This is a genomic window from Sphingobium sp. WTD-1, assembly GCF_030128825.1.
Lineage (GTDB): Bacteria > Pseudomonadota > Alphaproteobacteria > Sphingomonadales > Sphingomonadaceae > Sphingobium.
The window spans coordinates 1,305,721-1,330,509 of the sequence record NZ_CP119127.1; the positions used below are offsets into that span (position 1 = coordinate 1,305,721).

Consider the following 24,789-nt stretch of genomic DNA (forward strand, 5'->3'; position numbering starts at 1 on the left):
CCTGGCCGACTCGACCCATGAGTCGACGCGAAGGAGAGGATCATGAGCGACACGCCGTTCGTCCTGCCAGGGGTCACGCCCCATCTGACCATCGCCGACGGCAAGGCCGCCGACGCCATCGCCTTCTACGCGGCTGCGTTCGGCGCCACCGAACAGAGCCGCCATATGGACGATGCCGGCACGCGGATCATGCACGCCCATCTGACGGTCAATGATGGCGGGCTGATGCTGAACGACCATTTCCCGGAAATGTGCGGCGGCGCCCCGGCGGAAACGCCGGCTGCGGTGACGCTCCATCTGGAGGTGGACGATGCTGATCGCTGGTGGGACCGCGCGCTGGCCGCCGGCGCGGCGATCCGCTTCCCGATCGACAACCAGTTCTGGGGCGCCCGCTATGGCCAGCTCACCGATCCCTTCGGCCATGTCTGGTCGATCGGCGGGCCGATCAGGGACTGAGGCGATGATGGTCGGGACGGCGCGCTGGGACGTGGTGACGGGCGACATCACCCGTTGCGCGGTCGACGCGATCGTCAACGCCGCCAATAACAGCCTGCTCGGCGGCGGCGGCGTGGATGGTGCGATCCACCGCGCGGCCGGGCCGGAGTTGCTGGAGGAATGTAGGGGCATTGGCTGCTGCCCGACCGGGGAGGCGCGGATCACGCGCGGCTACCGGTTGCCGGCCCGCTACGTCATCCACAGCGTCGGCCCGGTCTGGCAGGGCGGCAATCAGGGCGAGCGCGACCTGCTCGCCAGCTGCTACAGCCACAGCCTGTCGCTCGCCCGCCACCACGGCCTGCGCGCGGTCGCCTTCCCGGCGATCTCGACCGGCGTCTATGGCTATCCCAGGGCGCAAGCCGCCAAGATCGCCGCCTGCGCCGTGGCGGAAGCGCTGCGTCGCGACCCCGATGCCTTCGACCACATCCTCTTCGTCTGCTTCGACGAAGAGAATCGCGCCCTCTACGACGCGGCCGTCAGGGATGCGTTGGCGGGGGATTAGCGTGTTTGGCTATCATTCCCTTTCTCCGCGTTCTCTGCGGCTCCGCGTGATTCATATGCGTGCGGAGACGCGGAGAAGAAAGAAGGAGGACGGAGAGCGGACGGGTGTTCCGTTCATCGTCGTCATCCCCGCGCAGGCGGGGATCCATCTCCCGCACCTTCCATTTGGGTGAGACCGTGGGAGATGGGTTCCCGCTTTCGCGGGAATGACGAAAGGGTGGTTAGCGGTCATTCACGCTAGATTGATGTCTCGCCAATGCTTGCGCCTGTTCCCAAGCACTGCTCCGCAGTGCGTCGAACCGACTATTGGCTTCTGCAGGCGCTGACCCAGCAGCTTGTAAAACCACATCATTCAGCGATCCCATCCCACCGTAAAGACGTAAAAGCCGCTCAACGCCGTAATAGTCAGATCGTGCGATGTTCGATCTACATCGTTCGATCTGTTCAGCCCACTCCTCGTTGCCGTGCAACTTGAGCAACGCCGTCATCGCCTCGAGCGTTTGAGAGAGCCGGGCTACTTCGGGATGCAATGTCATTTCTTCAATGTAGCGGCGCGCTGGGAATGTCCGCAAGAGGGCGCATGACGACATCCAGCAACATCACCTCAATGGTCGTGATGATGCCCATGGTCATGCCCGTCACCTGCACCATGGATCGCCTCCAGCACATCCTCCAGCCGCGCCGGATCGCCCAGCGCCAGCACATGGCCTTCACTGTCGGCGGTCAGCGGTTCGCCATTCCAGTCGCACATCAGGCCGCCCGCGCCCTCGACCACCGGCACCAGCGCGGCGAAGTCATAGCTTTGCAGCCCGGATTCGATGACGATGTCGAGGAAGCCCGAGGCGAGCAGGCCATAATTATAGCAGTCGCCACCATACACCGGCCCCTGGCGCGGCGATCCGCCCGACACCGCGCCGACCAGCGCCATATAATGGGGCACGTCGCCTTCCGCGAACAGATGCGGGCTGGTGGTGGCGATGCCGGCGCCCTCCAGCGCCTTGCACGCGCGGGTGCGCGCCGGCTTGCCGTTGAAGGTGGTGGGCTGGCCGCTCATCCCGGCCCAGCGTTCCTGCGCGATCGGCTGGTCGATGATGCCGATCGTCGGCCAGCCGGCCTGCGTCAGCGCGATCAGCGTGCCGAAGATCGGCCGCCCGGCGATGAAGCTGCGCGTGCCGTCGATCGGATCGAGAATCCACACCCGCTCGGCATCGGTGCGGACCGATCCATATTCCTCGCCGATGATGCCGTCGTTCGGTCGTTCCTTTTCCAGGATCGCGCGGATCGCGGCTTCGGCGGCGCGGTCGGCCTCCGTCACCGGCGACTTGTCGGCCTTGATCTCCAGATCATAGCGCGCGCGGAAAAAGGGACGGATGGCGGCGCCGGCGGCGTCGGCAAGGCGGTTGGCAAGGGCCAGGTCATCGCGGGTCGTCATGCCCCTTCGCCTAGCCGGTCGGCGCGCGCTAGGCTAGACAGGAGCGACCCGATTCACCGAAGGGGAGAGGAAAGATGCCCGGTTCACCCGTCATCCCGTGCCTGCGCTATGCCGATGCGCCGGCCGCCATCGATTTCCTGTGCGCCGCCTTCGGCTTCGAGCGGCACGCCGTCTATCCCGACGATCTCGACAACAGCATCATCCACCATGCCCAGCTTGTCCTGGGCGAGGGCATGGTGATGCTGGGCAGCGTCAAGGATATGGAGGGCGAATCGCTCTACACCTGGTCGACGGTGCGGGATCTGGGCGGCATCACCGCCTGCGTCTATATGGTCGTGCCCGATGTCGATGCCCATTGCCTCCACGCCCGCAATGAAGGCGCGGTGGTGGTGGATGAACCGCATGACAATCCGGGCTATCCGGGGCGCGGCTATACCGCGCTCGATCCCGAGGGGAATGTGTGGAGCTTCGGCAGCTATGATCCCTGGGAGCCTATCCCCGAAGACGCCGATTAAGCTTTTGGCAACCGTGCCGTTCTAGCCTCCCGGAAGAAAGGGGGCCGTCATGGCGCTGGTTGGCTGGATCTTGAGCTTCATCTGCCTGTTCGCAGGCCTCGCGCTGCGGCAGGACATGCCGATCGGTGGGTCGGTGGCGATCTCCAACATCCTCGTCGTCTTCGCCCTGCTCGCCTGCCCGATGGTATGGCGCGAACTGCCGCTGGGCGTCTCGCGCGGCCAGCGCATCGTCTCCGGCCTGGCGCTGGTCTTCGCCCTGCCGATCATCCTGTTCCCGACGCATTAAAGCGCCGGGCGCGCCAGCATCAGCCAGACGATCGCCAGGATAGCGCCAAAGGCGGGAAAGCCGAAGGCGAACCACCAGCGAAACAGCCAATGATAGGCGGGCGGCAGCGGGCTTCCGCTGGCGACTGCGGCGGCCGCCAGGTCACGCATCCGCGCCTGCATCCACAGCACCGGCAGCCAGAAGGCGCCGATCAGCAGATAGAGAGCAACCGACAGCAGTAGCCAGGGCGTGTCGAGCGGCCAGCCGAGCCCGTGGGCCAGCGCCAGCCCGGTAATCGGCTGCACCACCACTGCGCTGGCGGTGAAGAGCATGTCGGCGATCACCACGATCCGTGCGACCGCCGCGATCACCCGCGCGTCGCCGGTGCGGTGCGCCATCAGCATGAAGAAGGCGATGCCCGCCCCGGTGCCGATCAGTACGCAGGCGCCCAGCACATGGGCCCAGCGCAGCGCCAGGATCAGGACATCGCTCATCGTTCCTCCAGCAGTATATGGGCAATCAGCGCGGCGACCATCACCACCAGTGCCTTGGCCAGCGGCGCCAGCGGATCGCCCCACATGTCCGGCCGTACCCAGCTGCCCATGACCAGATAGGCAGCGGTCAGCCCGGCCATGCCGATCGCCGCGCGCTGCGCCCAGCGCCGCACCAGTATCGCCGCGCCCAGCAGCAGATCGGCGAGGCTGCCGGCGATGCCCAGCGCCATCGCGACGCCTGCGACCGGCGTCCCCTGCAATTCGCCGGCCACCGCGTCCAGCCGGGCGAGGCCGACCAGCCCCGACAGCAGGAACAGCAGCGACAGCGCCGCCACCAGCAGTGGCATCAACAGCATCAGCCGCGCCTGCCAGCGATCCTGCAGGCCGGCCGGGTGGCGCGCCAATATCTGCTCCAGCGACTGCAGCCGCCGGCCCAGCAGCGCTTCGCCGCCTGCCGAGGTGCCGGTCACGTCGCGCGCGATCATGGCCATGGCGGTGCTGCGCAGCGGCGATCGCCAACCCAGATGGCCGAGCAGATCGGCGGCCGCGCTGACCGGCGTGGCGATCCAGCCGGGCAGGGCGATAAGCGGAACGGGCGCAATCCCCAGCCAACGGCGATGGGCGACGATGATGGCGTCCAGCGTCGATGCCTCACGCTCGACCAGATCGATGTCGATTGCGCGCGGCGCGTCGGGCGCCAGGCAGCGCAGCACCGCCCGCGCCACATCGTCCAGCGCGACGCTCTGGATGCGGCTGTCGCCATGGACGCTGAACAGCCGCAGCGGCATCGCCGCCAGCGCCCGGATCAACAATGTGCCGCCATAGGCGTCGCGGCCGATCACCAGCCCGGGTCGCAGGATCGCCCAGTGCAGCGATGACGCGCGCAGATGATCGTCGGCCACCGCCTTGGTCGTCAGGAAGGGGCTGGCGTCCTTTGCCGTGGCGCCGGGCGCGGAAATCTGGATGAAGCGGGCAACGCCCTGCGCGGTGCAGGCGTCGATCAGGGCGGCAATGCTCGCGCCCTGGATCGCCTCCAGCCGTTCGCCGCCGCCGCTCTGCAATGCGCCGCTGGCATTGACCACGGCGTCGACGCCGTGCAGCGCGCTCGCCCAGTCGGCCGGCCGGGTCATATGGTTGAGGTCGGCGAAATGCCAGGACAGGGCAGGGAAGAGGCGGCGGGCGGTCCGTTCGGACCGGCCCAGGCCGATGACCTCATGCCCCGCCGCGATCAGCGCGCGCGCAATCCCGCTGCCGATGAAGCCATAGGCCCCGACCAGCAGGATGCGCATGCGCGATCAGTCGAACAGGCTGGAAACCGAGCTTTCGTCGGCGATGCGCTTGATCGCTTCGCCCAGCAGCGGGGCGATCGGCAGGTGGCGGATGCGCTTGGCATCGTTCACCGCGTCGGTGCCCTGGATCGAGTCGGTGATGACCAGTTCCAGCAGTTCCGACGCCTCGACGCGGGCGACCGCACCGCCCGACAGCACGCCATGGCTGACATAGGCGACGACTTCCTCGGCGCCCTGCGCCTTCAGCGCGGCGGCGGCGTTGCACAGCGTGCCCGCCGAATCGACGATATCGTCGATCAGGATGCAGAAACGGCCCTTCACGTCGCCGATGATGTTCATCACTTCCGACTCGCCGGCGCGCTCGCGGCGCTTGTCGACGATCGCCAGCGGGGCGTTGTCGAGCCGCTTGGCCAGCGCACGGGCGCGCACCACGCCGCCGACGTCGGGCGACACGACCATGATATTCTTGTCGCCGAAACGGGCCTGGATATCGGCCGACATCACCGGCGCACCGAACAGATTGTCGGTCGGGATGTCGAAAAAGCCCTGGATCTGGCCGGCATGGAGATCGACCGAGAGGACGCGGTCGGCGCCGGCGGTGGTGATCAGGTTGGCGACGAGCTTGGCGCTGATCGGGGTGCGGGGGCCGGGCTTACGGTCCTGGCGGGCATAGCCGAAATAGGGGACGACGGCAGTGATTCGCTTGGCTGACGCGCGCTTTAGCGCATCGATCATGATCAGCAATTCCATCAGATTGTCGTTGGTCGGATAGGCCGTCGACTGGATCACGAACACGTCTTCGCCGCGGACATTCTCATGAATTTCCACGAAAACTTCTTCGTCGGCAAAGCGACGGACGCTGGCCTCGGTCAGGGGGATTTCGATATAGTCGGCGATGGCGGCCGCAAGCGGCTTGTTCGAATTGCCGGTCATGAGTTTCATGGCGAAAATCCCCAGGCTAATTGGCGTGACGAATTGATGACGATGCGCGAAACGCGGCCCCTTTAGCGGCGCATGTCCCATGTGGAAAGGCGCTTTTGCGCCCTGCGACAAAATGGACCCCGCATTTTCAGAACATGCGCGAAGCGGGTGTTCGGTTCGAAAATGCGGCATCGGAAAACAGAGCATTTTCGCAAATAGGCAAAATGCTCTAGGGCGCGGTGCATGACCGACAAACTCGTGATCGCGCTCGCCCAGATGACCCAGACGATGGGCGACCCCAGGGCCAATGCCGACGCCATGCTGGAATGGCGCGCCCGCGCCAAGGGCGCGGACCTCATCGTCTATCCCGAACTGCAACTGATCGGCTATCCGCCCGAGGATCTGGTGCTCAAGCCCGCCCTGCTCGACCAGGCCAATTATCATCTCGACCGGCTGGCGCAGGAAAGCGCCGATGGCGGCCCGGCCATGCTGGTCGGCACCGTCGTCGCCTCGCAGGGCGTGCTGTTCAACGTCGTCGCCCTGATCGAGAATGGCGCCGTCACCGCAATCCGCCAGAAGCGCGAACTGCCCAATTACGGCACCTTCGACGAAAAGCGCCTGTTCGCGCCCGGCCCGCTGCCCGCGCCGATCGAGTTTCGCGGCGTGAAGATCGGCGTGCCGATCTGCGAGGATATCTGGTTCCCCTTCGTCACCGCCCATCTGCGGGCCGAGGGCGCGGAAATCCTCATCAGCCCCAATGGCAGCCCGTTCGAGGTCGACAAGGATGATCGCCGCCTGAACGTCGTCGCCGGCACCCGCGTGCGCGAAACCGGCCTGCCACTCGTCTATCTCAATCGCGTCGGCGGCCAGGACGAACTGGTGTTCGACGGCGCCTCCTTCGTCATGAACGGCGACCTCTCCATCGCCCAGCAACTGCCCGACTGGGAGGAAAAGCTGGTGCTGACCCAGTGGGAGAAATGGGACGGCCAGTGGGTCTGCCTGCCCGGCGAGCGTCATGCGCTCGATCCGCGCCCGGCCGACATCTATAATGCGATGGTGTTGGGCCTGCGCGACTATGTGAACCGCAACCGCTTCCCCGGCGTCGTCCTGGGCCTGTCAGGCGGCATCGATTCCGCTTTGTCCGCCGCCGTCGCGGTCGATGCGCTGGGCGCCGACCGGGTCTGGTGCGTGATGATGCCCTCGCGCTTCACCAGCCAGGAAAGCCTGGATGACGCGGTCGAATGCGCCCGCCTGCTTGGCGTTCGCTATGACACCATCCCGATCGAGCCGGCGGTTGCCGCCTTCGACACGATGCTGGCCCCGGTGTTCGAGGGCAAGGCGCGCGACCTCACCGAAGAGAATATCCAGTCGCGCATTCGCGGCCTCACCCTGATGGCCCTTTCCAACAAGTTCGGCCATATGCTGCTGACCACCGGCAACAAGAGCGAGATGTCTGTCGGCTACGCCACCATCTATGGCGACATGGCGGGCGGCTATTCGGTGCTGAAGGACGCCTACAAAACGACGGTGTTCGACCTCTGCCGCTGGCGCAACGACAATATGCCCTCACTCGGCGAAGGCTTTGGCCCCGCCGGCCCGGTGATGCCCGAACGCGTCATCACCAAACCGCCCAGCGCGGAACTGCGCGACAATCAGAAGGATGAGGACAGCCTGCCGCCCTATGAGGTGCTGGACCCGATCCTCTATGGCCTGGTCGAGGAGGAATTGTCGGTGGCCCAGCTGGTCGAGCGCGGCTTCGACAAGGCGGTCGTCACCCGGATCGAGCATCTCCTCTACATCGCCGAATATAAGCGCCGCCAGTCGCCGCCCGGCGTGAAGCTGGGCATCCGCAATTTCGGCCGCGACCGCCGCTACCCGATCACCAACGCCTTCCGCAGCGTCTAGTAACATCCGTTCGCCCTGAGCGAAGCCGAAGGGCAGGCTGAGCATGGCGAAGCCCCTTCGCTCGGGTCGAACGGGTTTGGAAAAAAAAGATATGACCGTCATCACCCGCTTCGCCCCGTCGCCGACCGGCCATCTCCATGTCGGCAATATCCGCGCCGCGCTCCACAACTGGCTATGGGCGCGCAAGTCCGGCGGCCAATTCCTGCTGCGCCTCGACGACACCGATCTGGAGCGTTCGCGCCCCGAATATGCGAACTCGATTCTGGCTGATCTGAAGTGGCTCGGCCTCGACTGGGATGGCGAGGAAAAACAGTCGGAGCGCTTCGCCCTCTATGAGGCGCGGTTCGCGGCGCTCAAGGCCTCGGGCCATGTCTACCCAGCTTATGAATCCCAACAGGAACTGGAGCTGCGTCGCAAGATCCTGCTCGGCCGCGGTCTGCCGCCGGTCTATGATCGCGCCGCCTTGGCGCTGACGCCGGACCAGATCGCCGCCTATGAGGCCGAGGGGCGCACGCCGCACTGGCGCTTCAAGCTCGACCATGACCAGCCGATCGTCTGGACCGACCTGATTCGGGGCGAACAGCGGTTTGACCCTAAACTCCTGTCCGACCCGGTGATCCGCCGCGCCGACGGCAGCTGGCTCTACATGCTCCCCTCGGTCATCGACGATGTCGACATGGGCGTCACCCATGTGCTGCGCGGCGAGGATCATGTGTCCAACACCGCGACCCAGATCCAGATGTTCACCGCGCTCGGCGCGTCGCTGCCAGCCTTCGCGCATGAAGCGCTGCTGACCGGCAGCGAGGGCAAGCTGTCCAAGCGCCTCGGCTCGCTCGGCGTCGCCCATTTCCGCGAGATCGGTCTGGAGCCAGCCGCGATCGCGTCGCTGCTCGCCCGTCTCGGCAGCTCGCAGCCGATCGAGCCCTTCGCCGACCGTGCGCCGCTGATCGAGACGTTCGACTTCGCCCATTTCGGCCGCGCCCCAGCCCGCTTCGACGAAGCCGAACTGGCCAGCCTCAACCAGAAGATCGTCCACGCCCTGCCCTATGAGGCGGTCGCCGACCGCCTGCCCGCCGGCATGGACGCCGCCGCCTGGGCCGCGATCCGCCCCAATCTGGAGACGGTGGCGGGCGCCGCCGACTGGTGGCAGATCGTCACCGGCCCGATCGATGCGCCCGAAGTGGCGGAAGAGGACCGCGATTTCCTCGCCGCCGCGCATCGCATCCTGTCCGATGCCGCCTTCGATGCCGACATCTGGCGCACGCTGACCGGCGCGCTCAAGGACGAAACCGGCCGCAAGGGCAAGACCCTGTTCCAACCCCTGCGCCGCGCCCTCACCGGCCTGGACCACGGCCCCGACATGGGCCAGCTCCTGCCGCAGATCGGCCGGGAAGAGGCGTTGAAGAGGCTGGCGGTGGCCGGTTGATCGGGTTAGGCTGGTCGGACCGGACCATTCTGGAGGCCAGCCTGATGCGTTATGCTCTCATCCTGTCGTCCGGCCTGCTGCTCATGGGAGCCGCAGCGCCGTCTGCTTCCTATAATATCTTTCCCGAACAGGCGGTGATGAATGCCGCGGCTGTCGCCCCCGATGGGGTGAAGGGGGTGTTCGAACTGCCGGTCCGCGCCACTGGGCACCAGGGCGGCTGGTTCTATCTTAATTCTCAGCAGGATTACCGGGATCCCCGCAACCTGACGATCGCCATTCCCGGCGCCATGGCCGATGCACTGGCACAGCGTTTCGGCGCGGAACTCGATCAATATCTGACGGGCAAGACCATCGCGGTGCGTGGCGAAGCGAAGCGGGTAAAAATTCATTTTCTGGCGGATGGCCGGCCAACCGACAAATATTATTATCAAACCCATGTGCGGCTGACTGATCCCAGCCTGCTGACGGTGGAGGGCGAACCAGTCCGTTACTGACCGTTCAGGCGGCCATCATTTCCAGCGCTTTGCCGACAGCCAAAATCCCCTCCGGGGCTGCGGCGAAGCCCATATGGGTGCAATCGACCTCGATCGCGCGGTCGCGCTCGCCGGCGCGGCCTCGGGCGCATTCGGGCAGGATCACGCCGTCGCGCGGCGACCAGAGCGCCACGGTCGGCACCGGCGGCTTCTCCTCGCGGGTGCAGGGGAAGGGCGGGGTATCGACCGGGAAGCCCGACACCAGCTGATAGAGGCGCCAGGCATGGTTGGCGCGCGGGTCGCCGGAAAAGGGCGTGCCCATCGTCACCACGCCGCCAACCTTGGATCGCGCGAACTTCGCATATTCGCGCGCATAAAGACCACCCAGGCTCCAGCCGACCAGCGTTACCGGCTTGGCGCTTGTCCGGCGGATCGCGTCGACGCGGGCGTCGATCTTCTCCAGCGTATCGGCGCGCGGGCCGAAATTGCGACCCATGTCCCAGCCATGCGCCTGATAGCCCGCCGCGTTGAGGATCGCGCGCAGCGGCTCCATGCGATGTTCCGACGCCATCAGGCCGGGCACCAGCAGGATATGCCGTCCGTCGCCGCGAATCGCGCGGCTCAGTTGTTCGGCCTGCGCCCTAGTGCGGCTGATGTCGAACGGCACCGAGGCATTGCCCAGCAGATGCGACAGCGACGGGCGCGCGGACGCGCGCGGACCGCTGGCAAGGCGGCCCTTCCAGAAGCTGGCAATGGCATCGGCATAGGGTGGCACGAGAGATATTGTCCTGAACCGGGCGGAAAAGGTGACATTCTCGTGACAAACGCAGGGTGCGTCCATGGGTTTCATCGCAAGCGATGAACGGTGCGTCTCAGGAAAAGCGGGTCAGGGGGCGAGGGGGGATGTCTGGGCGACGCTGGCGCCCTCGGTCGTGCGCAGCTGGCGCGGCTCCAATATCGCTGCCGTCTCGATCAGGTCGAGCGCCCGGCGCGCTTCCAGATAGCGGCGGGCATATTGCATCCAGCGATCGGCCGCAGCGCGATCGGGCATGCGCTCCACCTCGGCCAGCGCCGCGCCGACCCGGCTGGCGTCGATATAGCGCAGCGCCCGCTGCATCGCCATTTGCGGCCGGGGCGAGGGGGTGGAGGATTTGCGGATGATGATCAGCTCGCGGGCCTCATGCTCGAAACTGTCCCACCAGCTGGCATCGGCCGGCGGTGACGTGACTCGATCGGCGACGTCGACCAGGCCGGCGCGCAGGTCGGCCAGCGTCACCGGCTCGCGCGCGGCGTTGATGATGGTGGCGACGGCGCGGGGCTGGGCCTGACCGAAACGCAGCCGCAACTGCCCCTCGACATAGCCGAGCGGAGCGCCGGTATCGAGCGCGCGGCGGGCGGCAAAGGCGACCAGCAGCCCTTCGGCGCGCGCGGCATTGCCCGACGCGGCCTGCGCCTCGACGGTGATGCGGTTGAGCCGCTCCTCCAGCTGGATCACGCGGGCGTCGAGCATCTGCGCGGCATCCGCCGTCAGCGGACGGCCCGACGGGATGGCGTTGCTGCCCAGCAGCGGCGCGGGCAGGGCGGGCGTCGCCGCCTCGTCCTTGCCCCAGCGCCGTTCGATCTGGGGCATCGCCCAGATGGTGCCGCCGATGCCGATCAGAAACGCGAACAGCAGCAGCACGGGCGTCAGCCAGGATGTGCGTCGGCGCGCGGGCGGCGGCGTTTCCTGCTGAATTTCCACACTCTCCTGCTCGTTCATCAAGTCTCTCTCGTTTGCGACCGCGGTTTCATTCGCACAATCGACGGGCGAGGGCCAGTACCGCCGCATCATTGGGGGCGTCGGCGGCCTGCGCGCTGGCCCATCCGCTGCCGCAGGCGGCAAGCGCGGCCGGACTTATCGCCACGACGTCGCACGTCGCGCGCTGATTTTCGGCTAATATCTCTGCCAGCCGGGCGCCGGCCGCCGCAGAATGGACCAGCAGCACGCCACCGCTCAGGTCCAGCGGATCGCAGGGCAGGGGCATCATCCGATAGATCGGGATGCGCGTCACCCGCAGCGGGCCCGCGTCCATCGGTGCCACCGCCGCGCCCGACAGATGCAGCACTGCCCGGTGCCCGTCGGCCGCGATCCGCGCGGCGATCGCGTTGGCATCGCCATCCCCCGCGACCGGATCGGCAAAACCCGCTTCCCGCAGCGCCTCGGCGCTCGCCGCGCCCACGGCATAGGTCGGCAAGGCGCGATAGGCCTGCAGCGTGGCCCCGCCGAATCGCACCGTCTGCGCGCTCGTCACCAGCAGCGCGTCGAAATCCCCGGCGGGTGGCGGTGTCCAGGTCAGCGCCTCGGCCGCGAACAGCGGGCACAGCCGCACCGCCAGCCCCATGGTCATCGCCTTGTCCGCCGTCCTGCCGGCGCCGGGCGCGGGCCGCAGGATGATGAGCGGTCTCACCCCTCGAACAGGCTGCGCAGTGCCGGGCTTGCCCGCTCCAGCAGGCTCCGGCCGATCGCCTCGGCCGCGTAGAAATCGCCGCGCGCCAGCCGTGCCTCGTCCCGCACCGTCTCATTCCCTTCCGGGCTGATGATCTCGGCGCGCAGGTGGATCTGTCCGCCCTCCAGCAGCGCCAGCGCCGCGATCGGCGAATGGCATGTGCCGCCCAGGCCCCGCAGCACCGCGCGCTCGGCCATCACGCAATCGAACGTGTCGCGATGGTTGATCGCCGCCAGCCAGCCCAGCATGGCGTCATTGTCGGCCAGCGTCTCGATGCCGACCGCCCCCTGCGACGGCGCCGGCAACATGGTGTCGATCTCGACCGTGGCGCCAATGTCCGCCTGGCCCAGCCGGTCGAGCCCGGCGGCGGCGAGCAACGTCGCATGGGCCTCGCCGGCCTCCAGCTTGGCCAGTCGCGTGGCGACATTGCCGCGGAACAGGATGATCTGCGCATCGGGGCGCAGTCGCTTCACCTGCGCGGCACGGCGCGGCGAACTGGTGCCGACGATCGGCTGCGGCGGCAGCGCGGCAAAATTTTCCACGCCGACCAGCCGGTCGCGCACATCGGCGCGCGGCAGCATCGCGGCAATGCGGATCGCATCGGGCCGGATCGTTTCGACGTCCTTCATGCTGTGGACGGCGCAGTCGATCTCGCCCTCCGCCAGCGCCCGGTCCAGCTCCTTGGTCCACAAGGCTTTTCCGCCGATTTCGGCCAGCGCCCGGTCCTGGATCCGGTCGCCGCTGGTCTGGACGATGACGGTGGTGATGGCGTCCTGATTCCAGCCATGGGCGTCGCGCAGGGCCTGCGCGGTCATATGGGCCTGGGCCAGCGCAAGCGGCGATCCCCTGGTGCCAAGGCGCAACGGTCGTTCGGGTCTTTTCATAAGCGGCTTGCTCTAATGGCCACGGGCACTAGATGGAAGCGGCAATGACCATCATCCTCGGCCTGGAATCAAGCTGCGACGAAACCGCGGCGGCGCTGGTGACGGCCGATGGCCGGATATTGGCCCATCGCCTCGCCACGCAGGAAGACGCGCACCGTCCTTATGGCGGCGTCGTGCCGGAAATCGCGGCCCGCGCCCATGTCGAGGCGTTGGCCCCGCTGGTCGAGGCGGCGCTGGCCGACGCAAAGATGACTTTGGCCGATGTCGATGTCATCGCCGCCACCGCCGGCCCTGGCCTGATCGGCGGGGTGATGGTCGGCCTCGTCACCGGCAAGGCGCTCGCCCATGCCGCCGGCAAGCCGCTGGTCGCGGTCAATCATCTGGAGGGGCATGCGCTCTCGCCGCGCCTCGCCGACCAGAATTTGCAATTCCCCTATCTGCTGCTGCTCGTGTCGGGTGGCCATTGCCAGGTGCTCAGGGTGGAGGGCGTCGGCCAGTATCGCCGCCTTGCCACCACGATCGACGATGCCGCGGGTGAAGCCTTCGACAAGACCGCCAAGCTGCTCGGCCTCGGTTTTCCCGGCGGTCCGGCGGTGGAGAAGGCGGCGGCCAAGGGCAATCCCCGCGCCGTGCCGCTGCCGCGCCCGCTGGTCGGCACCGACGAACCCCATTTCTCCTTTGCGGGCCTCAAGAGCGCGGTGATGCGCGCCGCCCAGTCGGGCCAATATACCGTCGAGGATATCGCCGCGAGCTTCCAGCAGGCGGTGATCGACTGCCTGCTCGATCGCACCCGCCGCGCGCTCGCCGCGAGCGAAGGCGTGACCGCGCTGGTCGTCGCCGGCGGGGTTGCCGCCAACCAGTCTGTGCGCGGCGCGCTCACTGCGCTGGCCGGGGATCATGGCCTGCCCTTCGTCGCCCCGCCGCTGTGGCTTTGCACCGACAATGCGGCGATGATCGCCTGGGCCGGCGCAGAGCGCTACGCTGCGGGCATGACCGACGATCTCACCATCCCCGCCCGGCCGCGCTGGCCGCTCGATCCGACGGCGGAAAAGGCGCGTGGAGCAGGAGTGAAGGCATGAAGGCGGGAGTCATCGGAGCAGGCGCCTGGGGCACGGCGCTGGCGCAGTTGCTGGCGGCCGACGGGCAGGATGTGCGCCTCTGGGCGCTCGAAGCCGATGTGGTCGATGCGATCAACAGTGCCCAGGAAAATCCGCTCTATCTGCCCGGCCTGCCGCTTTCGCCGTCGATCCGCGCGACCGGCGCGATGGCGGATCTGGCCGATCGCGACCTGATCCTGGTGGTGAGTCCGGCCCAGCACCTGCGCAGCGTCGTTGCACAGGCGCCGGCCGGCGTGCCTTTGGTCCTCTGTTCCAAGGGGATAGAGGCGGGCACCGGCCTGTTGATGTCGGAAGTCGCGGCCCAGGCGCAGCCAAGCTCGCCGATCGCCGTTCTCTCCGGCCCGACCTTCGCCCATGAAGTGGCCAGGGGGCTGCCGACCGCCGTCACCTTCGCCTGTGCCGACCAGGCGCTGGCCGAAAAGCTGGCGGCGCGCATCGCCCGCCCGACCTTCCGCCCCTATCTGTCCGACGATGTCGTCGGTGCGGAAATCGGCGGCGCGGTCAAGAATGTGCTCGCCATCGCCTGCGGCGTGTCGGAAGGCGCCGGCCTTGGCCTCAATGCGCGCGCCTCGCTGATCAGTCGGGGCTTTGCCGAAATGACCCGCTTCGGTCTCGCACGCGGCGCTCGCGCCGAAACGCTGGGCGGCCTGTCGGGCCTGGGCGACCTCGTCCTCACCTGTTCCTCCACCAATTCGCGCAACTTCTCGCTCGGCAAGGGGCTGGGCGAGGGGCAGAGCGCGGCCGACCTTCTCTCCAACCGTCGCACCGTGGCCGAAGGGGCGCATACCGCGCCGGTGCTGCGCGCTGCGGCCCGCGCGGCCGGCGTCGAAATGCCGGTGGTGGAAGCCGTCTGTGCCCTGCTCGGCGATGCCGCACCGCTGGCACAGGTCATCGACGCGCTGCTGGCGCGCCCGCTGCGACCCGAATAAGCATCGCCGCGACACAATAGATCGCCTATAGACATGAGCATGACAATCGAGGGGGACCAGGGGCCTGTGACCGCGCAGGCGACCCCTGCCGAACAGAAGGATGACATCGCCGCCCTGGCCAAGGGCGGACGGACCAACGTCTTCGGCTTCCTGCTGCGCCTGGCGGCGCGCCTGCCTTTCCTGTTCATCGCCGGTCGCTGGTATGGCGCCGACGCGCTCGGGCGCTTCGCCTATGCCGTGCTGGTGGTGGAATTCGTCGCCCAGATCGCGACGCTGGGGTTGAAGCGCGGCCTTGCCGGGGCGCTCAGCCAGACCGAACGGCCGCACAGCCATGTCGTCACCGACGCGATGGTGGTGACGCTGATCGCATCGCTGCTGGGCGCCGGTCTGTTGATCGCCTTTCCCCAGGCGATGTTCCCCAATAGCGGCATCAACGGGCTCGACCGGCTGCTGGCGCTGATCGTCATCGCCGTGGCCACCTCCGACGTGGCGCTGGCCGCCTGCGCCTATCGCTTCGACATCGGGGCGACGGTCCGCGCGCGCTCGATCATCGAACCCTGGGCGATCAGCATCGGCGCGTTCGGTTTCGCTTATTATTCGCTGCGCGACGGCCTGATCCTCTCCTATGTCGTGTCGATGGTCGCGGCGATGATCGCCTCGATCATCCCGATGTGGCGCCATTATGGCCGGCCGCATGGCTGGCGTCCCGATGCCGGGCGGCTCTGGCGCCTGGCCCGCCGCAATCTGCCGCTCGCCGCGGCGGACGGCGTCGAATGGGGTTCGCGCCGGCTCGACATGGCGATCCTGGGCCTGTTCGTCAGCCCGGCGATCGTGGGCATCTATTATGTCGCGCAGCAGGTCGCTTCGCTGCCGCAGAAATTGAAGACCAGCTTCGACCCGATCCTGGGTCCGGTCATCACCCGCAACCTCGCCGAAGGCAATCTGGCGGCGATCGCGCAGCAGGTCAGCCAGGTCGGATTCTGGATCATCGCCGCGCAGGCCGGTATCGCGCTGGCGCTCGGCATTCCGGGCGAGGCGGTCATGGGCCTGGTCGGTCCGCATTTCGTCGGCGGCACCGGTGCGCTGGCCTTCTTGCTGCTGGCCGAAGTGGTCGCCGCGACCGCCGTGGTCAGCGAATCGGCGCTGGTCTATATCGCCCGCCATCGCAACCTGATGATCTCGCTCAGCATGATCGCGCTGCAGGCGGCGCTCAGCTTCGGCCTGATCCTGCTCGGCAAGCAGTTCGGCCTCACGCCGCAGGAACTGGCGGCCGCACCTGCTCTGGGCCTGTGCATTGCGCTCGGCGCCGGCGCCTTCGTTAAGGCGCGCCTGCTCTCCAGCCTGCTCCACGCCCGCGTCAATGCCTGGCGCTGGCCCCTGCTCAGCGCCTCGGGCGTCGCCTGCATCGTTGGTGCGGCCTTCGTCGCCCTGCCGGCGCGCTTCGAATGGGTCGAGCTGGCGGTCGGCGTCTGGGCGATCCTGGGCGCCTATGGCTTCGTCATCTGGCGCTGGGGCTTCGGCCCGGACGACCGCGCCCTGTTCCGCAAGCAGAAGGCCCCGGCCTGATCCACCCAATAAAAAAGCCCGCCTCTCGGATGGAGAGGCGGGCTTTTTTGTCAGTGTCTGTCGCGATCAGGCGAACAGCTTGGCGCGGATCAGGTTCAGATCTTCCTCGGGACGTGCGCCCCAGTGCGAAATGACTTCAGCGGCCGCCGCTGCGCCCAGTGCCAGGCAATCCTCGACGCTGCGCTCTTCCAGATGCGCGGCCAGATAGCCGGCAGCGAACAGGTCGCCTGCGCCGGTGGTGTCGATGATCTGGCTGACCGGAGCAGCGGGGGCTTCGTGCCGCACGCCATCGACGATGGCGACCGCGCCTTTTTCGCTGCGGGTCGACACCAGCACCGGCACCTTGTCGGCGAAGCGGGCCAGCGCTTTGTCGAAATCATCGATCTGCGCCAGCGACTGGATCTCGCCCTCGTTCGAGAAGAGGATGTCGATCAGCCCCTGTTCGATCAGGTCGATGAAGTCGGCGCGATGGCGGTCGATCACGAAATTGTCGGACAGGGTGAAGGCGACCTTGCGGCCGGCATTGCGGGCGGCGTCGATGGCGGCGCGCATCGCGGCGCGCGGCTGCTCGGGATCCCACAGATAGCCTTCCAGATACAGGATGCGGGCCGACTGGATCAGTTCCAGGTCCAGCGCCGCTTCGGGCAGGAACTGCGAGGCGCCCAGGAAGGTGTTCATGGTGCGCTGCGCGTCCGGCGTCACCAGGATCAGGCAGCGGGCGGTCGGGATGTCGCCCTGCATCACCGGCGTGTCGAACTTGATGCCCAGCGCGCGTACGTCATGGGCGAAGACCGCGCCCAGCTGGTCGTCATTGACCTGGCCGATGAAGCCGCACTTGGCGCCCAGCGCGGCGAGGCCCGCGAGCGTGTTGGCGGCCGAACCGCCGCTGATTTCCTTGGCCTGGGGCATGTCGGCATAGAGGGTTTCGGCCATTTCGGCGTCGATCAGCTGCATGCCGCCCTTGGTCAGCGCATGCTGCGCCAGGAAGGCGTCGTCGCTGCGGGCTAGAACGTCGACAATGGCATTGCCGATGGCGACAACGTCAAGCGTGGGGGAAGAAGTCACGCGGGCTCCTGTGAAAGATGATGGGAAAATAGCGGTAAATTGGGCCGTCTCTACCGGTCCGGGGGCGCTGGCGCAACGCTGCTGATTGACGGAGCCGCCGGGGCGCAGGATATCGGGCCATGATCATCACCGCGGCGCTGCGCGCCTTCCCCCTGATCTTCCACGCCGCCGCCCGCCGGCTGCTGGTCAAGACGCTGGCGCTGACGCTGCTGCTGTTCGTGCTGCTGGGCGTTGGTCTATGGGCGGCCTTTCACGCCACGCGCCTCCATTTCGGCTGGGGCGAGGGGGATGGCTGGGGCGGCATGGCGGAGGCGGCTGCGACCGGCCTTGCCATGATCGCGGCCAGCTGGCTGCTGTTCCGCACCATCGCCATGCTGGTCATGGGCCTGTTCGCCGACGATGTGATCGAGGCGGTGGAGCGCGATACTTATCCACAGGCTGTAGGCCGGCCGGTCGGCTTCACGCGCAGCCTTCATTATGCGCTGCGCTCGGTCGGCCGCACACTTGGCTGGAACCTGTTGGCGCTGCCCGGCTATGTGCTGCTGCTGGTCACGGGGGTCGGCACGATCGGCCTGTTCCTGGCGGTGAACGCCTATCTGCTCGGCCGCGACCTTGCCGACATGGTCGAGCCCCGCCATCCCGGCCTGCCGCCGATCGGCCGTGGCAGCCGGTGGCTCATGGGCCTCGTTTCGGCGCTTCTCTTCCTCATTCCCCTGGTCAACCTGCTTGCGCCGATCTGGAGCGCGGCTATGGCGGTCCACATGTTGTTAGGGTCCAGGAGGAAGCCGGTCTGATGTCGCCCCGTTTCGCGCTCGCCGCGCTCCTGTCGCTGCCGCTCGCGGCCTGTGGCGGCGTCGTCCCGCCCGCCACCAGTTACACCCCGCCGCCCGCCGGTCCGCCGGCCAGCGCCTTCACCAAGACCGGACCGCTGATGGGCATGGACGCCAAGCGCCTGACCCAGATGTTCGGCACCCCGCGCCTCGACATTCGCGAAACGACCGTGCGCAAGCTGCAATTCGCCAATGGGCGCTGCGTGCTCGACGCCTATCTCTATTCGCCCGGCAAGGGGAAGGAGCCGGTGGTGACCCATGTCGACGCCCGCACGCCCGCCGGCACAGATGTCGACCACGCCTCCTGTGCGGCTACGCTCCAGCAGCGCTGAGCAATTGGCCTAGCGCCCATTCGGCCGCTTCCGCCACCACCGGATCGGGATCGGAGGTCAGCGGCCGCAGCCGGTCGACCAGCCCTAGGTCGCCGCTATTGCCCGCCGCGATCGCCGCATTGCGCACCATCCGGTCGCGCCCGATCCGCTTGATCGGCGATCCGGAGAAAATCTCGCGAAAGCCCGCATCGTCGAGGTCGAGCAGGTCGCCCAGCGCCGGCGCTGCCAGCTCCGCCCGGCCGATGAAGGCGCGGTTGGCCGCTGCCCCCTGCGCAAACTTGTTCCAGGGGCAGGCCGCCAGACAATCGTCGCAGCCATAGATGCGGTTGCCCATCCGTGCCCGGAACTCTTCCGGGATCGGCCCCTTATGCTCGATCGTCAGATAGGAGATACAGCGCCGCGCATCGACGATATAGGGCGCGGGAAAGGCGTCGGTCGGGCAGGATGACAGGCAGGCGGTGCAACTGCCGCAATGGTCCACCTCCGGCGCATCGGGCTCCAATGCGATCTCGGTATAGATGGCGCCCAGGAACAGCCAGCTGCCATGTTGGCGGCTCACCAGATTGCTGTGCTTGCCCTGCCAGCCGAGCCCCGCGCCCTGCGCCAGCGGCTTTTCCATCACGGGTGCGGTATCGACGAACACCTTGAGCGCGGTCGGCTGCTGATCGACCAGCCAGCGGGCCAGCGCCTTCAGCGCCTTCTTGACCACATCATGATAGTCGCGGCCCTGCGCATAGATGGAAATGCGGCCCCGATCGCCGACCTCGGCCAGCGCCAGCGGATCACGGCCGGGGGCGTAGCTCATCCCCAGCATGATGACGCTCCGCGCCTCGGGCCACAGGCCCGTGGGCGATCCGCGCTGCTCGGCCCGCTCCTCCATCCACAGCATGTCGCCATGATGGCCGGCCTCCAGCCATTGGCGCAGCCGCTCGGCCGTGCGCGGCGCGGCGTCGGCGCGCGTGATCGCGCAGGCGGCAAAGCCCAACTGCGCGGCCTGCGCTTTCAGGCGCTGCTCCAATGTTTCGTTTTGCACTGGCATGGTCCGGGATTATCAGGGGCGGATGATCGGTGACACTCCGGCTCCTGCCGCCCCCTATGCCGTCGAAGGCCATGCCCTTGTCAAGGCGTTCGGCGATTTTCGCGCGGTGGATGGCGTCGATATCGCCGTGCCCGCCGGCACCATCTACGGCATTTTGGGGCCGAACGGCGCGGGCAAGACCACCTTGCTGCGCACCCTGCTGGGCATCATCGACCCTGACGAAGGCCACCGCACCCTGCTGGGCGATGGCGCGCCGCTGCGCATGGCCAAGCAGGTCGGCTATCTGCCCGAGGAGCGCGGTCTCTACCCGTCGATGAAGGCCTATGAGGCGATCGCCTTCATGGGCGCGCTGCGCGGCCTGCCGCTCCATGTCGGGCGCGAACGGGCGCGCGTCATGCTGCAGGATTATGGCATGGGCGCCTCGGTCGAAAAGCCGATCCGCCAGCTCTCCAAGGGCATGGCCCAAACGGTGCAGCTATTCGGCACCATCGTCCATGAACCGCGCCTTATCGTCCTCGACGAACCCTTCTCCGGCCTCGATGCGATGAACCAGGAAAAGCTGGAGGCGCTGATCCGCGATCAGGCGCGCAAGGGCGTCACCATCCTCTTTTCCACCCATGTCATCGCCCATGCCGAACGATTGTGCGAACGCATCGCCATCGTCGCAGGCGGCCGCATCCGGTTCGAAGGATCGGTCAGCGACGCGCGCGACCGTCTGCCGCCCCAGGTGACATTGCGCACACGGCTGAGCGACGGTGCCTGGCGCCGCGCTTTGCCGACCGACACGCTGGCGCAGGATGGCGCCTGGCATTTCGCGCTGCCCGATGACGGCATCGAACCGCTGCTGCGCGCCCTGCTCGACGGTCAGGCGGGCATCGAAAGCCTGTCGATCGAACGGCCGGGCCTGCACGACGCCTTTGTCGCGATCGCGGGGGAGGCTGCTGCGCGCCAGATGCGCGATGACGCCACGCAGGAGGCCGGGGCATGAAGGAATTGCTGCGCGCCGCCAGCGTGATCGCCCGGCGGGATTTCACCGCCGTCGTCCTGTCACGCACCTTCATCCTGTTCCTGATCGGGCCGCTGGTGCCGATCGTCATCGGCATGGTCTTTGCCGGTTTCACCCAGAAGATTTCCAGCACCGACCTGCGCCCGGTCGTCGGCATCGCCATGGCGCCGGCCGATGTCGGCGCGCTCGAACGGGCGCATGCGCGCCTGACCGAACGCATGGGGCCACAGGCGCTGCCGCGGCTTCACGCCGTGCCGCTCGGCACCCCGCCCCGGACCCAGCTGGCCCGGCCCGATTCCGACGTCGTCGCCATGCTCTCGGGCACCGTCTCCCGCCCGGTCCTGACCGGCAAGCCCGAGGATCTGGACCGGTTGCAGGGCGACCTCAGCCTGATCGCCAGCGCGGCGCAGGCCGAAAAGGTGCTGCACATGGTCAAGGTCGAGCGGCAGGAAGTGGCGACCAGTCTCGGCGCCCAGTCGCAGGCCCGTCTGCTGATCGGCCGCACCGGCCAGATCGTCATCTTCTTCCTCACCATATTGCTGGCGGGCATGATCCTGTCCAATCTGGTCGAGGAAAAGACCAACAAGATCATCGAGATATTGGCCGCCGCCGTGCCGGTGGACGCGATCTTCCTTGGCAAGCTGATCGCCATGCTGGGGATGAGCTTCGTCGGCATCGCTTTCTGGGGCGCCACCGCCTTCACCATCTTCATGGCGTTGAAGGCGCCCGGCACGGTCCTGCCCGATCCGGCGGTGGGCTGGCCTGCCTTCATCGCGCTCGGCATCATATATTTCGCCATGGCCTATACGCTGCTCGGCTCGCTGTTCCTGGGCATCGGCGCACAGGCGGCGACCGTGCGCGAGGTGCAGACGCTCAACATGCCGATCACCATGGGCCAGATGATGATCTTCTTCTTCGTCTCCTACACGGTCGACCATATGGGATCGCCGCTGGAAGTGGCGTCGGTGGTCTTTCCCTTCTCCTCGCCCTTCGCGATGATCGCGCGGGCGGCGCAGGATGCGGCGCTCTGGCCGCATCTGGTGGCGATCCTGTGGCAGGGCGTCTGGGTCGCCCTCATCATCCGCATCGGCGTGCTGCTGTTCCGCCGTCATGTGCTGAAATCGGGCGGCCGCTGGTGGAAGCAGTTGTTCAGGAGTTCGACAGGCTGAACAGGCTAGGGAGGGATAATGAACCGGCGGCATTTTCTCTATGGCGTCGCGACCGGCGCCTCTGCATTGGCCCTGTGGCAATTCCGCCCCGACGCGGCGGAAGCCGCCTATCCCTATCGCCTGACCGACGCGCAATGGCGCAGCAGGCTCAGCCCCTGGGCCTATAAGGTGCTGCGCCAGGGCGCGACCGAATTTCCCGACAGCAGCCCGCTCAACCGGGAACATCGCGCCGGCACCTTCACCTGTGCCGGCTGCGCTCAGAATCTGTTCAGTTCCAAGACCAAGTTCGACAGCGGCACCGGCTGGCCCAGCTTCTATGCGCCCTTGCCCCGCGCCATCGGCACCTCGCGCGACTTCAGCCTGGGCGTGCCCCGGACCGAAGTCCATTGCGCTCGCTGCGGCGGGCATCTCGGCCATGTGTTCGATGACGGGCCGAGGCCCACCGGCCTGCGCTACTGCATGAACGGCGTGGCGCTGGCCTTCAGTCCCGTTTGACCTTGTAGATGCGCAGCGGTCCCTTGGTGGGCAGCGGCTGCAGCCAGCCGGGCACTTGGCCCCGCATCAGGTGCGCCGACAGGCTCTGGGGCTGGTCTTTGGCGTAGAGCGCATATTCGGTCAGGCCCGCGCAGGTCACGACATAGTCGGCGCCATGCCCGCCATTGACCGACCGGATCACCGCGCGCGCCTTGTCCGGCGTCGCCATATAGCCCTCGATCACGGCGGTGATGCCGGCGGCATTGCGATGATGGGCGGTGCCGATCACGCGATGCGGCGTCTGCACCAATATGTCGGGGCCAAGGTCCAGCGGCGCGAACAGGGTAGATGGGGGCAGGGCGTGCAGCGGCGCCAGCGTGGCGGCGGCGCGGCAATTGACGGCGCTGGTCTTGGCCGACGGGGCTTCGGGGATCAGGGCAATCCACAATGCGCTGATCCCGGCTGGGATCAGCAGGATCAGCGCCACCGACCCCAGGACGCGCACCAGCGCCTGCGATGATGCTTGTACCTTGCGGAACAGGGCGATCAGCAACCAGGCGACACCGGGCAGGGCATAGACATGGGCGACCGACACGGCGCGCATGACCAGCAGCGACACCGCCATCGCCCCTAGCAGCAACAGGGCCAATGCCAGCCAGCGCATGCGTGCATCCCTGTTGGCGGCCAGGCGGGCGGCAGACAATGAACCCGTCAGCCCGACCAGCGCAGGCAGCAGGATCACGCCCCGCAGCGACAGGCTTTGCACCCAGATCGGCCGGCCCTCCATCACCTGCAAATACCAATATTTATAGGCCAGCGGCCCGAGCGCCTGGAACGGATCGCCTGACAGGCAGGGACCACCGATCGCCAGCAGGATCGCGATGGCGGCCCCGCCGCCGATCGCGGCGATCAGGAAGCGCCGGGTCATGCTGCCGGTCCCGATCAGTGTGCCGGCCAGCGGCACCAACACGGCCAGCGCGACGAGCGGCCAGACATAGGCGGCCGACAGCGCGTCGCATTGGTCATGCAGCAAGGCCGCCTGTCCGCGCAGCAAGGCCAGCAGCGCAAGCGCAGCCCCGCCCAGTGTCGCCGCAAAGGCCATGAAGCGCGACGCTTCCCGGCCATCGAGCCATTGGCGCAGCGCAAACAGCCCGGCAAACAGCGCGACATAGGGCAGGGCTTCACTCGAAATCTGCAACCAGACCGCCAGCGCCAGCCCGCTCGTCACCCCGCCGCGGACGCGCCGATCATCCAGTGCGCCGGCCAGCGCGATCGTCGCCATCCAGATCTGCCAGCCATGATGGTCGATCCGCAGCGGTGTGAACTGCACCAGGATCGACGGTGTCGTCAGCAGCAGGGCCACGGTCACCAGCGCCAGAACAGGGTCGCCAAGTCGCCGGGCCGCCAGATGCACGGCGCCGGCCAATCCGCCCAGCAACAGCAGCGGCACGGTGATGCAGGCGACCATCTCAGCAGCGGAAGGCCCCAGCAGTGGCCGCGCCAGTAGGATCAGCCCTGCCACCGGCATGTCGACGATGCGCGACCAGTGCATCGGTCCGCCCAGTGGCGGGTTCACCCGATGCTGGCTGACATCCCAGAAGCCCTGACCGCCGATCCAGTCACGCACCTGCACCAGCCGCATCGCATCATCGGGGTCGCGAAAGCCCAGCGCGGCGAAATCGCCATGGAACAGCCACAGCATGACCGCGCTGCACGCCAGCCAGGCGAGCAGGCGCAGCCAGTGATTATAGCGCTCAACTGCGCGCGAAAATGCCATATTTGCGGATCGCATAGACGCTCAGGAAACTGGCCGGTACGGATATCAGCTTGGCGATCGCCGGGGCAATGCCGACGGCGCTCAGCCCGCCAACCATGGCCATGGTGATCCCCATGCCGACCAGCGCACTGGCCACGAAGCCAAACCGCTGGGCATGACTGGGGCCGTTGCCCGTATCGAACACGAAGCGGATGCTGATCACCCAATGCACGATCAGGCCGACCGCATAGCCCCCGAAAGCCGCCAGCATCGGTGTCGCACCGGCCCGGCTCAGCATCAGGAAGGCCGCCATGTCGCTCGACAGCGCGCAGATGCTGGCCAGCAGATAGCGGGCGAACATGAAGCGCGCGGCGATGCTGCCCAGCCGGGCGGTCAGGGCGCGCAACGGTTCGCCCATC

The 24,789-nt window shown here is 67.3% G+C and carries 28 protein-coding genes; 15 read left to right on the forward strand and 13 right to left on the reverse strand.

Annotated features, from left to right (window positions below; translation table 11 throughout):
* Positions 1 to 42: 42 nt before the first annotated feature.
* The gene (locus N6H05_RS06480) at positions 43 to 456 is read left to right on the forward strand and encodes a VOC family protein (protein ID WP_284113149.1); all 414 of its coding nucleotides are present in this window, start codon (positions 43 to 45) and stop codon (positions 454 to 456) included.
* A 4-nt stretch (positions 457 to 460) separates the two neighbouring features.
* Positions 461 to 997: an O-acetyl-ADP-ribose deacetylase gene (locus tag N6H05_RS06485; RefSeq protein ID WP_284113150.1), complete on the forward strand. Its 537-nt coding sequence runs from the start codon at positions 461 to 463 to the stop codon at positions 995 to 997.
* Positions 998 to 1,217: 220 nt separating this feature from the next.
* On the opposite strand, the gene N6H05_RS06490 is transcribed toward N6H05_RS06485, so the two are convergent.
* Positions 1,218 to 1,532 (reverse strand): DUF6966 domain-containing protein, encoded by a 315-nt coding sequence (locus N6H05_RS06490; protein WP_284113151.1) that lies wholly within the window; start codon positions 1,530 to 1,532, stop codon positions 1,218 to 1,220.
* A gap of 68 nt (positions 1,533 to 1,600) precedes the next feature.
* On the reverse strand, positions 1,601 to 2,428 hold the full coding sequence (locus N6H05_RS06495; protein ID WP_284113152.1) for an inositol monophosphatase family protein: 828 nt from the start codon (positions 2,426 to 2,428) through the stop codon (positions 1,601 to 1,603).
* 74 nt (positions 2,429 to 2,502) lie between these two features.
* On the opposite strand from N6H05_RS06495, the gene N6H05_RS06500 reads away from it, so the two are divergent.
* Both N6H05_RS06500 and N6H05_RS06505 read left to right on the forward strand, forming a co-directional pair.
* The gene (locus tag N6H05_RS06500; RefSeq protein ID WP_125988626.1) at positions 2,503 to 2,943 is read left to right on the forward strand and encodes a VOC family protein; all 441 of its coding nucleotides are present in this window, start codon (positions 2,503 to 2,505) and stop codon (positions 2,941 to 2,943) included.
* A gap of 49 nt (positions 2,944 to 2,992) precedes the next feature.
* Positions 2,993 to 3,229 (forward strand): hypothetical protein, encoded by a 237-nt coding sequence (locus N6H05_RS06505; RefSeq protein ID WP_037509997.1) that lies wholly within the window; start codon positions 2,993 to 2,995, stop codon positions 3,227 to 3,229.
* Here N6H05_RS06505 and N6H05_RS06510 read toward each other — a convergent pair.
* The 3 genes from N6H05_RS06510 to N6H05_RS06520 are packed head-to-tail and all read right to left on the reverse strand — an operon-like array spanning position 3,226 to position 5,933.
* The gene (locus N6H05_RS06510) at positions 3,226 to 3,702 is read right to left on the reverse strand and encodes a DUF2269 family protein (protein WP_284113153.1); all 477 of its coding nucleotides are present in this window, start codon (positions 3,700 to 3,702) and stop codon (positions 3,226 to 3,228) included. The genes N6H05_RS06505 and N6H05_RS06510 overlap by 4 nt on opposite strands.
* The gene (locus tag N6H05_RS06515; RefSeq protein WP_284113154.1) at positions 3,699 to 4,991 is read right to left on the reverse strand and encodes an SDR family oxidoreductase; all 1,293 of its coding nucleotides are present in this window, start codon (positions 4,989 to 4,991) and stop codon (positions 3,699 to 3,701) included. Before N6H05_RS06515 ends, N6H05_RS06510 begins: the two co-directional genes overlap by 4 nt.
* A 6-nt stretch (positions 4,992 to 4,997) precedes the next feature.
* A complete protein-coding gene (locus tag N6H05_RS06520) occupies positions 4,998 to 5,933 on the reverse strand; it encodes a ribose-phosphate pyrophosphokinase (protein WP_010338670.1) in 936 nt (311 codons plus the stop codon).
* A 222-nt stretch (positions 5,934 to 6,155) separates the two neighbouring features.
* Here N6H05_RS06520 and N6H05_RS06525 point away from each other — a divergent pair, with 222 nt between their 5' ends.
* The 3 genes from N6H05_RS06525 (at position 6,156) to N6H05_RS06535 (ending at position 9,737) form a co-directional block, all read left to right on the forward strand.
* Entirely contained in the window at positions 6,156 to 7,817 is a 1,662-nt protein-coding gene (locus N6H05_RS06525; protein ID WP_159367309.1) for an NAD+ synthase, read from the forward strand.
* Between the two features lie 91 nt (positions 7,818 to 7,908).
* The gene (gltX, locus tag N6H05_RS06530) at positions 7,909 to 9,243 is read left to right on the forward strand and encodes a glutamate--tRNA ligase (RefSeq protein ID WP_284113156.1); all 1,335 of its coding nucleotides are present in this window, start codon (positions 7,909 to 7,911) and stop codon (positions 9,241 to 9,243) included.
* A gap of 44 nt (positions 9,244 to 9,287) precedes the next feature.
* A complete protein-coding gene (locus N6H05_RS06535) occupies positions 9,288 to 9,737 on the forward strand; it encodes a hypothetical protein (RefSeq protein ID WP_284113157.1) in 450 nt (149 codons plus the stop codon).
* A 4-nt stretch (positions 9,738 to 9,741) separates the two neighbouring features.
* Here N6H05_RS06535 and N6H05_RS06540 read toward each other — a convergent pair whose 3' ends face one another.
* The 4 genes from N6H05_RS06540 to hemC form a co-directional block, all read right to left on the reverse strand.
* Positions 9,742 to 10,491 (reverse strand): esterase/lipase family protein, encoded by a 750-nt coding sequence (locus N6H05_RS06540; protein WP_284113158.1) that lies wholly within the window; start codon positions 10,489 to 10,491, stop codon positions 9,742 to 9,744.
* A 111-nt stretch (positions 10,492 to 10,602) separates the two neighbouring features.
* Positions 10,603 to 11,475 carry a hypothetical protein gene (locus tag N6H05_RS06545; protein ID WP_284113159.1) on the reverse strand — a complete coding sequence of 291 codons (873 nt, stop codon included), beginning with the start codon at positions 11,473 to 11,475 and terminating at the stop codon, positions 10,603 to 10,605.
* 28 nt (positions 11,476 to 11,503) lie between these two features.
* Positions 11,504 to 12,163 carry a uroporphyrinogen-III synthase gene (locus tag N6H05_RS06550; RefSeq protein ID WP_284113160.1) on the reverse strand — a complete coding sequence of 220 codons (660 nt, stop codon included), beginning with the start codon at positions 12,161 to 12,163 and terminating at the stop codon, positions 11,504 to 11,506.
* Positions 12,160 to 13,086 (reverse strand): hydroxymethylbilane synthase, encoded by a 927-nt coding sequence (gene hemC / locus N6H05_RS06555; RefSeq protein ID WP_284113162.1) that lies wholly within the window; start codon positions 13,084 to 13,086, stop codon positions 12,160 to 12,162. Before hemC ends, N6H05_RS06550 begins: the two co-directional genes overlap by 4 nt.
* A 44-nt stretch (positions 13,087 to 13,130) precedes the next feature.
* Here hemC and tsaD point away from each other — a divergent pair, with 44 nt between their 5' ends.
* The 3 genes from tsaD to N6H05_RS06570 are packed head-to-tail and all read left to right on the forward strand — an operon-like array spanning position 13,131 to position 16,699.
* Entirely contained in the window at positions 13,131 to 14,165 is a 1,035-nt protein-coding gene (tsaD, locus tag N6H05_RS06560; protein ID WP_284113163.1) for a tRNA (adenosine(37)-N6)-threonylcarbamoyltransferase complex transferase subunit TsaD, read from the forward strand.
* Positions 14,162 to 15,133, forward strand: a complete 972-nt coding sequence (locus tag N6H05_RS06565; RefSeq protein WP_284113165.1) for an NAD(P)H-dependent glycerol-3-phosphate dehydrogenase — start codon at positions 14,162 to 14,164, stop codon at positions 15,131 to 15,133. Before tsaD ends, N6H05_RS06565 begins: the two co-directional genes overlap by 4 nt.
* Positions 15,134 to 15,166: 33 nt before the next feature.
* Positions 15,167 to 16,699 carry a lipopolysaccharide biosynthesis protein gene (locus tag N6H05_RS06570; protein ID WP_284113166.1) on the forward strand — a complete coding sequence of 511 codons (1,533 nt, stop codon included), beginning with the start codon at positions 15,167 to 15,169 and terminating at the stop codon, positions 16,697 to 16,699.
* A gap of 66 nt (positions 16,700 to 16,765) precedes the next feature.
* On the opposite strand, the gene N6H05_RS06575 is transcribed toward N6H05_RS06570, so the two are convergent.
* Positions 16,766 to 17,764 carry an adenosine kinase gene (locus N6H05_RS06575; RefSeq protein ID WP_284113167.1) on the reverse strand — a complete coding sequence of 333 codons (999 nt, stop codon included), beginning with the start codon at positions 17,762 to 17,764 and terminating at the stop codon, positions 16,766 to 16,768.
* Between the two features lie 119 nt (positions 17,765 to 17,883).
* Between N6H05_RS06575 and N6H05_RS06580 the strand changes: the two genes are divergently transcribed.
* Together N6H05_RS06580 and N6H05_RS06585 are read left to right on the forward strand one after the other, a co-directional pair.
* On the forward strand, positions 17,884 to 18,558 hold the full coding sequence (locus N6H05_RS06580) for an EI24 domain-containing protein (protein ID WP_284113168.1): 675 nt from the start codon (positions 17,884 to 17,886) through the stop codon (positions 18,556 to 18,558).
* On the forward strand, positions 18,558 to 18,926 hold the full coding sequence (locus N6H05_RS06585; RefSeq protein ID WP_004208885.1) for a hypothetical protein: 369 nt from the start codon (positions 18,558 to 18,560) through the stop codon (positions 18,924 to 18,926). Before N6H05_RS06580 ends, N6H05_RS06585 begins: the two co-directional genes overlap by 1 nt.
* Here N6H05_RS06585 and queG read toward each other — a convergent pair.
* A complete protein-coding gene (queG, locus tag N6H05_RS06590; RefSeq protein WP_284113169.1) occupies positions 18,907 to 19,965 on the reverse strand; it encodes a tRNA epoxyqueuosine(34) reductase QueG in 1,059 nt (352 codons plus the stop codon). The two genes, N6H05_RS06585 and queG, sit on opposite strands and share 20 nt — an antisense overlap.
* 22 nt (positions 19,966 to 19,987) lie before the next feature.
* On the opposite strand from queG, the gene N6H05_RS06595 reads away from it, so the two are divergent.
* Genes N6H05_RS06595 through msrB form a run of 3 tightly spaced genes read left to right on the forward strand, consistent with a single transcriptional unit; the run spans position 19,988 to position 22,635 of the window.
* Entirely contained in the window at positions 19,988 to 20,953 is a 966-nt protein-coding gene (locus N6H05_RS06595) for an ABC transporter ATP-binding protein (RefSeq protein WP_284113170.1), read from the forward strand.
* Positions 20,950 to 22,140, forward strand: a complete 1,191-nt coding sequence (locus tag N6H05_RS06600; protein WP_284113171.1) for an ABC transporter permease — start codon at positions 20,950 to 20,952, stop codon at positions 22,138 to 22,140. Before N6H05_RS06595 ends, N6H05_RS06600 begins: the two co-directional genes overlap by 4 nt.
* A gap of 18 nt (positions 22,141 to 22,158) precedes the next feature.
* Positions 22,159 to 22,635: a peptide-methionine (R)-S-oxide reductase MsrB gene (gene msrB / locus N6H05_RS06605; protein ID WP_284113172.1), complete on the forward strand. Its 477-nt coding sequence runs from the start codon at positions 22,159 to 22,161 to the stop codon at positions 22,633 to 22,635.
* On the opposite strand, the gene N6H05_RS06610 is transcribed toward msrB, so the two are convergent.
* Positions 22,622 to 24,391: a hypothetical protein gene (locus tag N6H05_RS06610; protein ID WP_284113173.1), complete on the reverse strand. Its 1,770-nt coding sequence runs from the start codon at positions 24,389 to 24,391 to the stop codon at positions 22,622 to 22,624. The two genes, msrB and N6H05_RS06610, sit on opposite strands and share 14 nt — an antisense overlap.
* Entirely contained in the window at positions 24,369 to 24,788 is a 420-nt protein-coding gene (locus N6H05_RS06615; protein ID WP_284113174.1) for a GtrA family protein, read from the reverse strand. Before N6H05_RS06615 ends, N6H05_RS06610 begins: the two co-directional genes overlap by 23 nt.
* Position 24,789 lies beyond the last annotated feature (1 nt).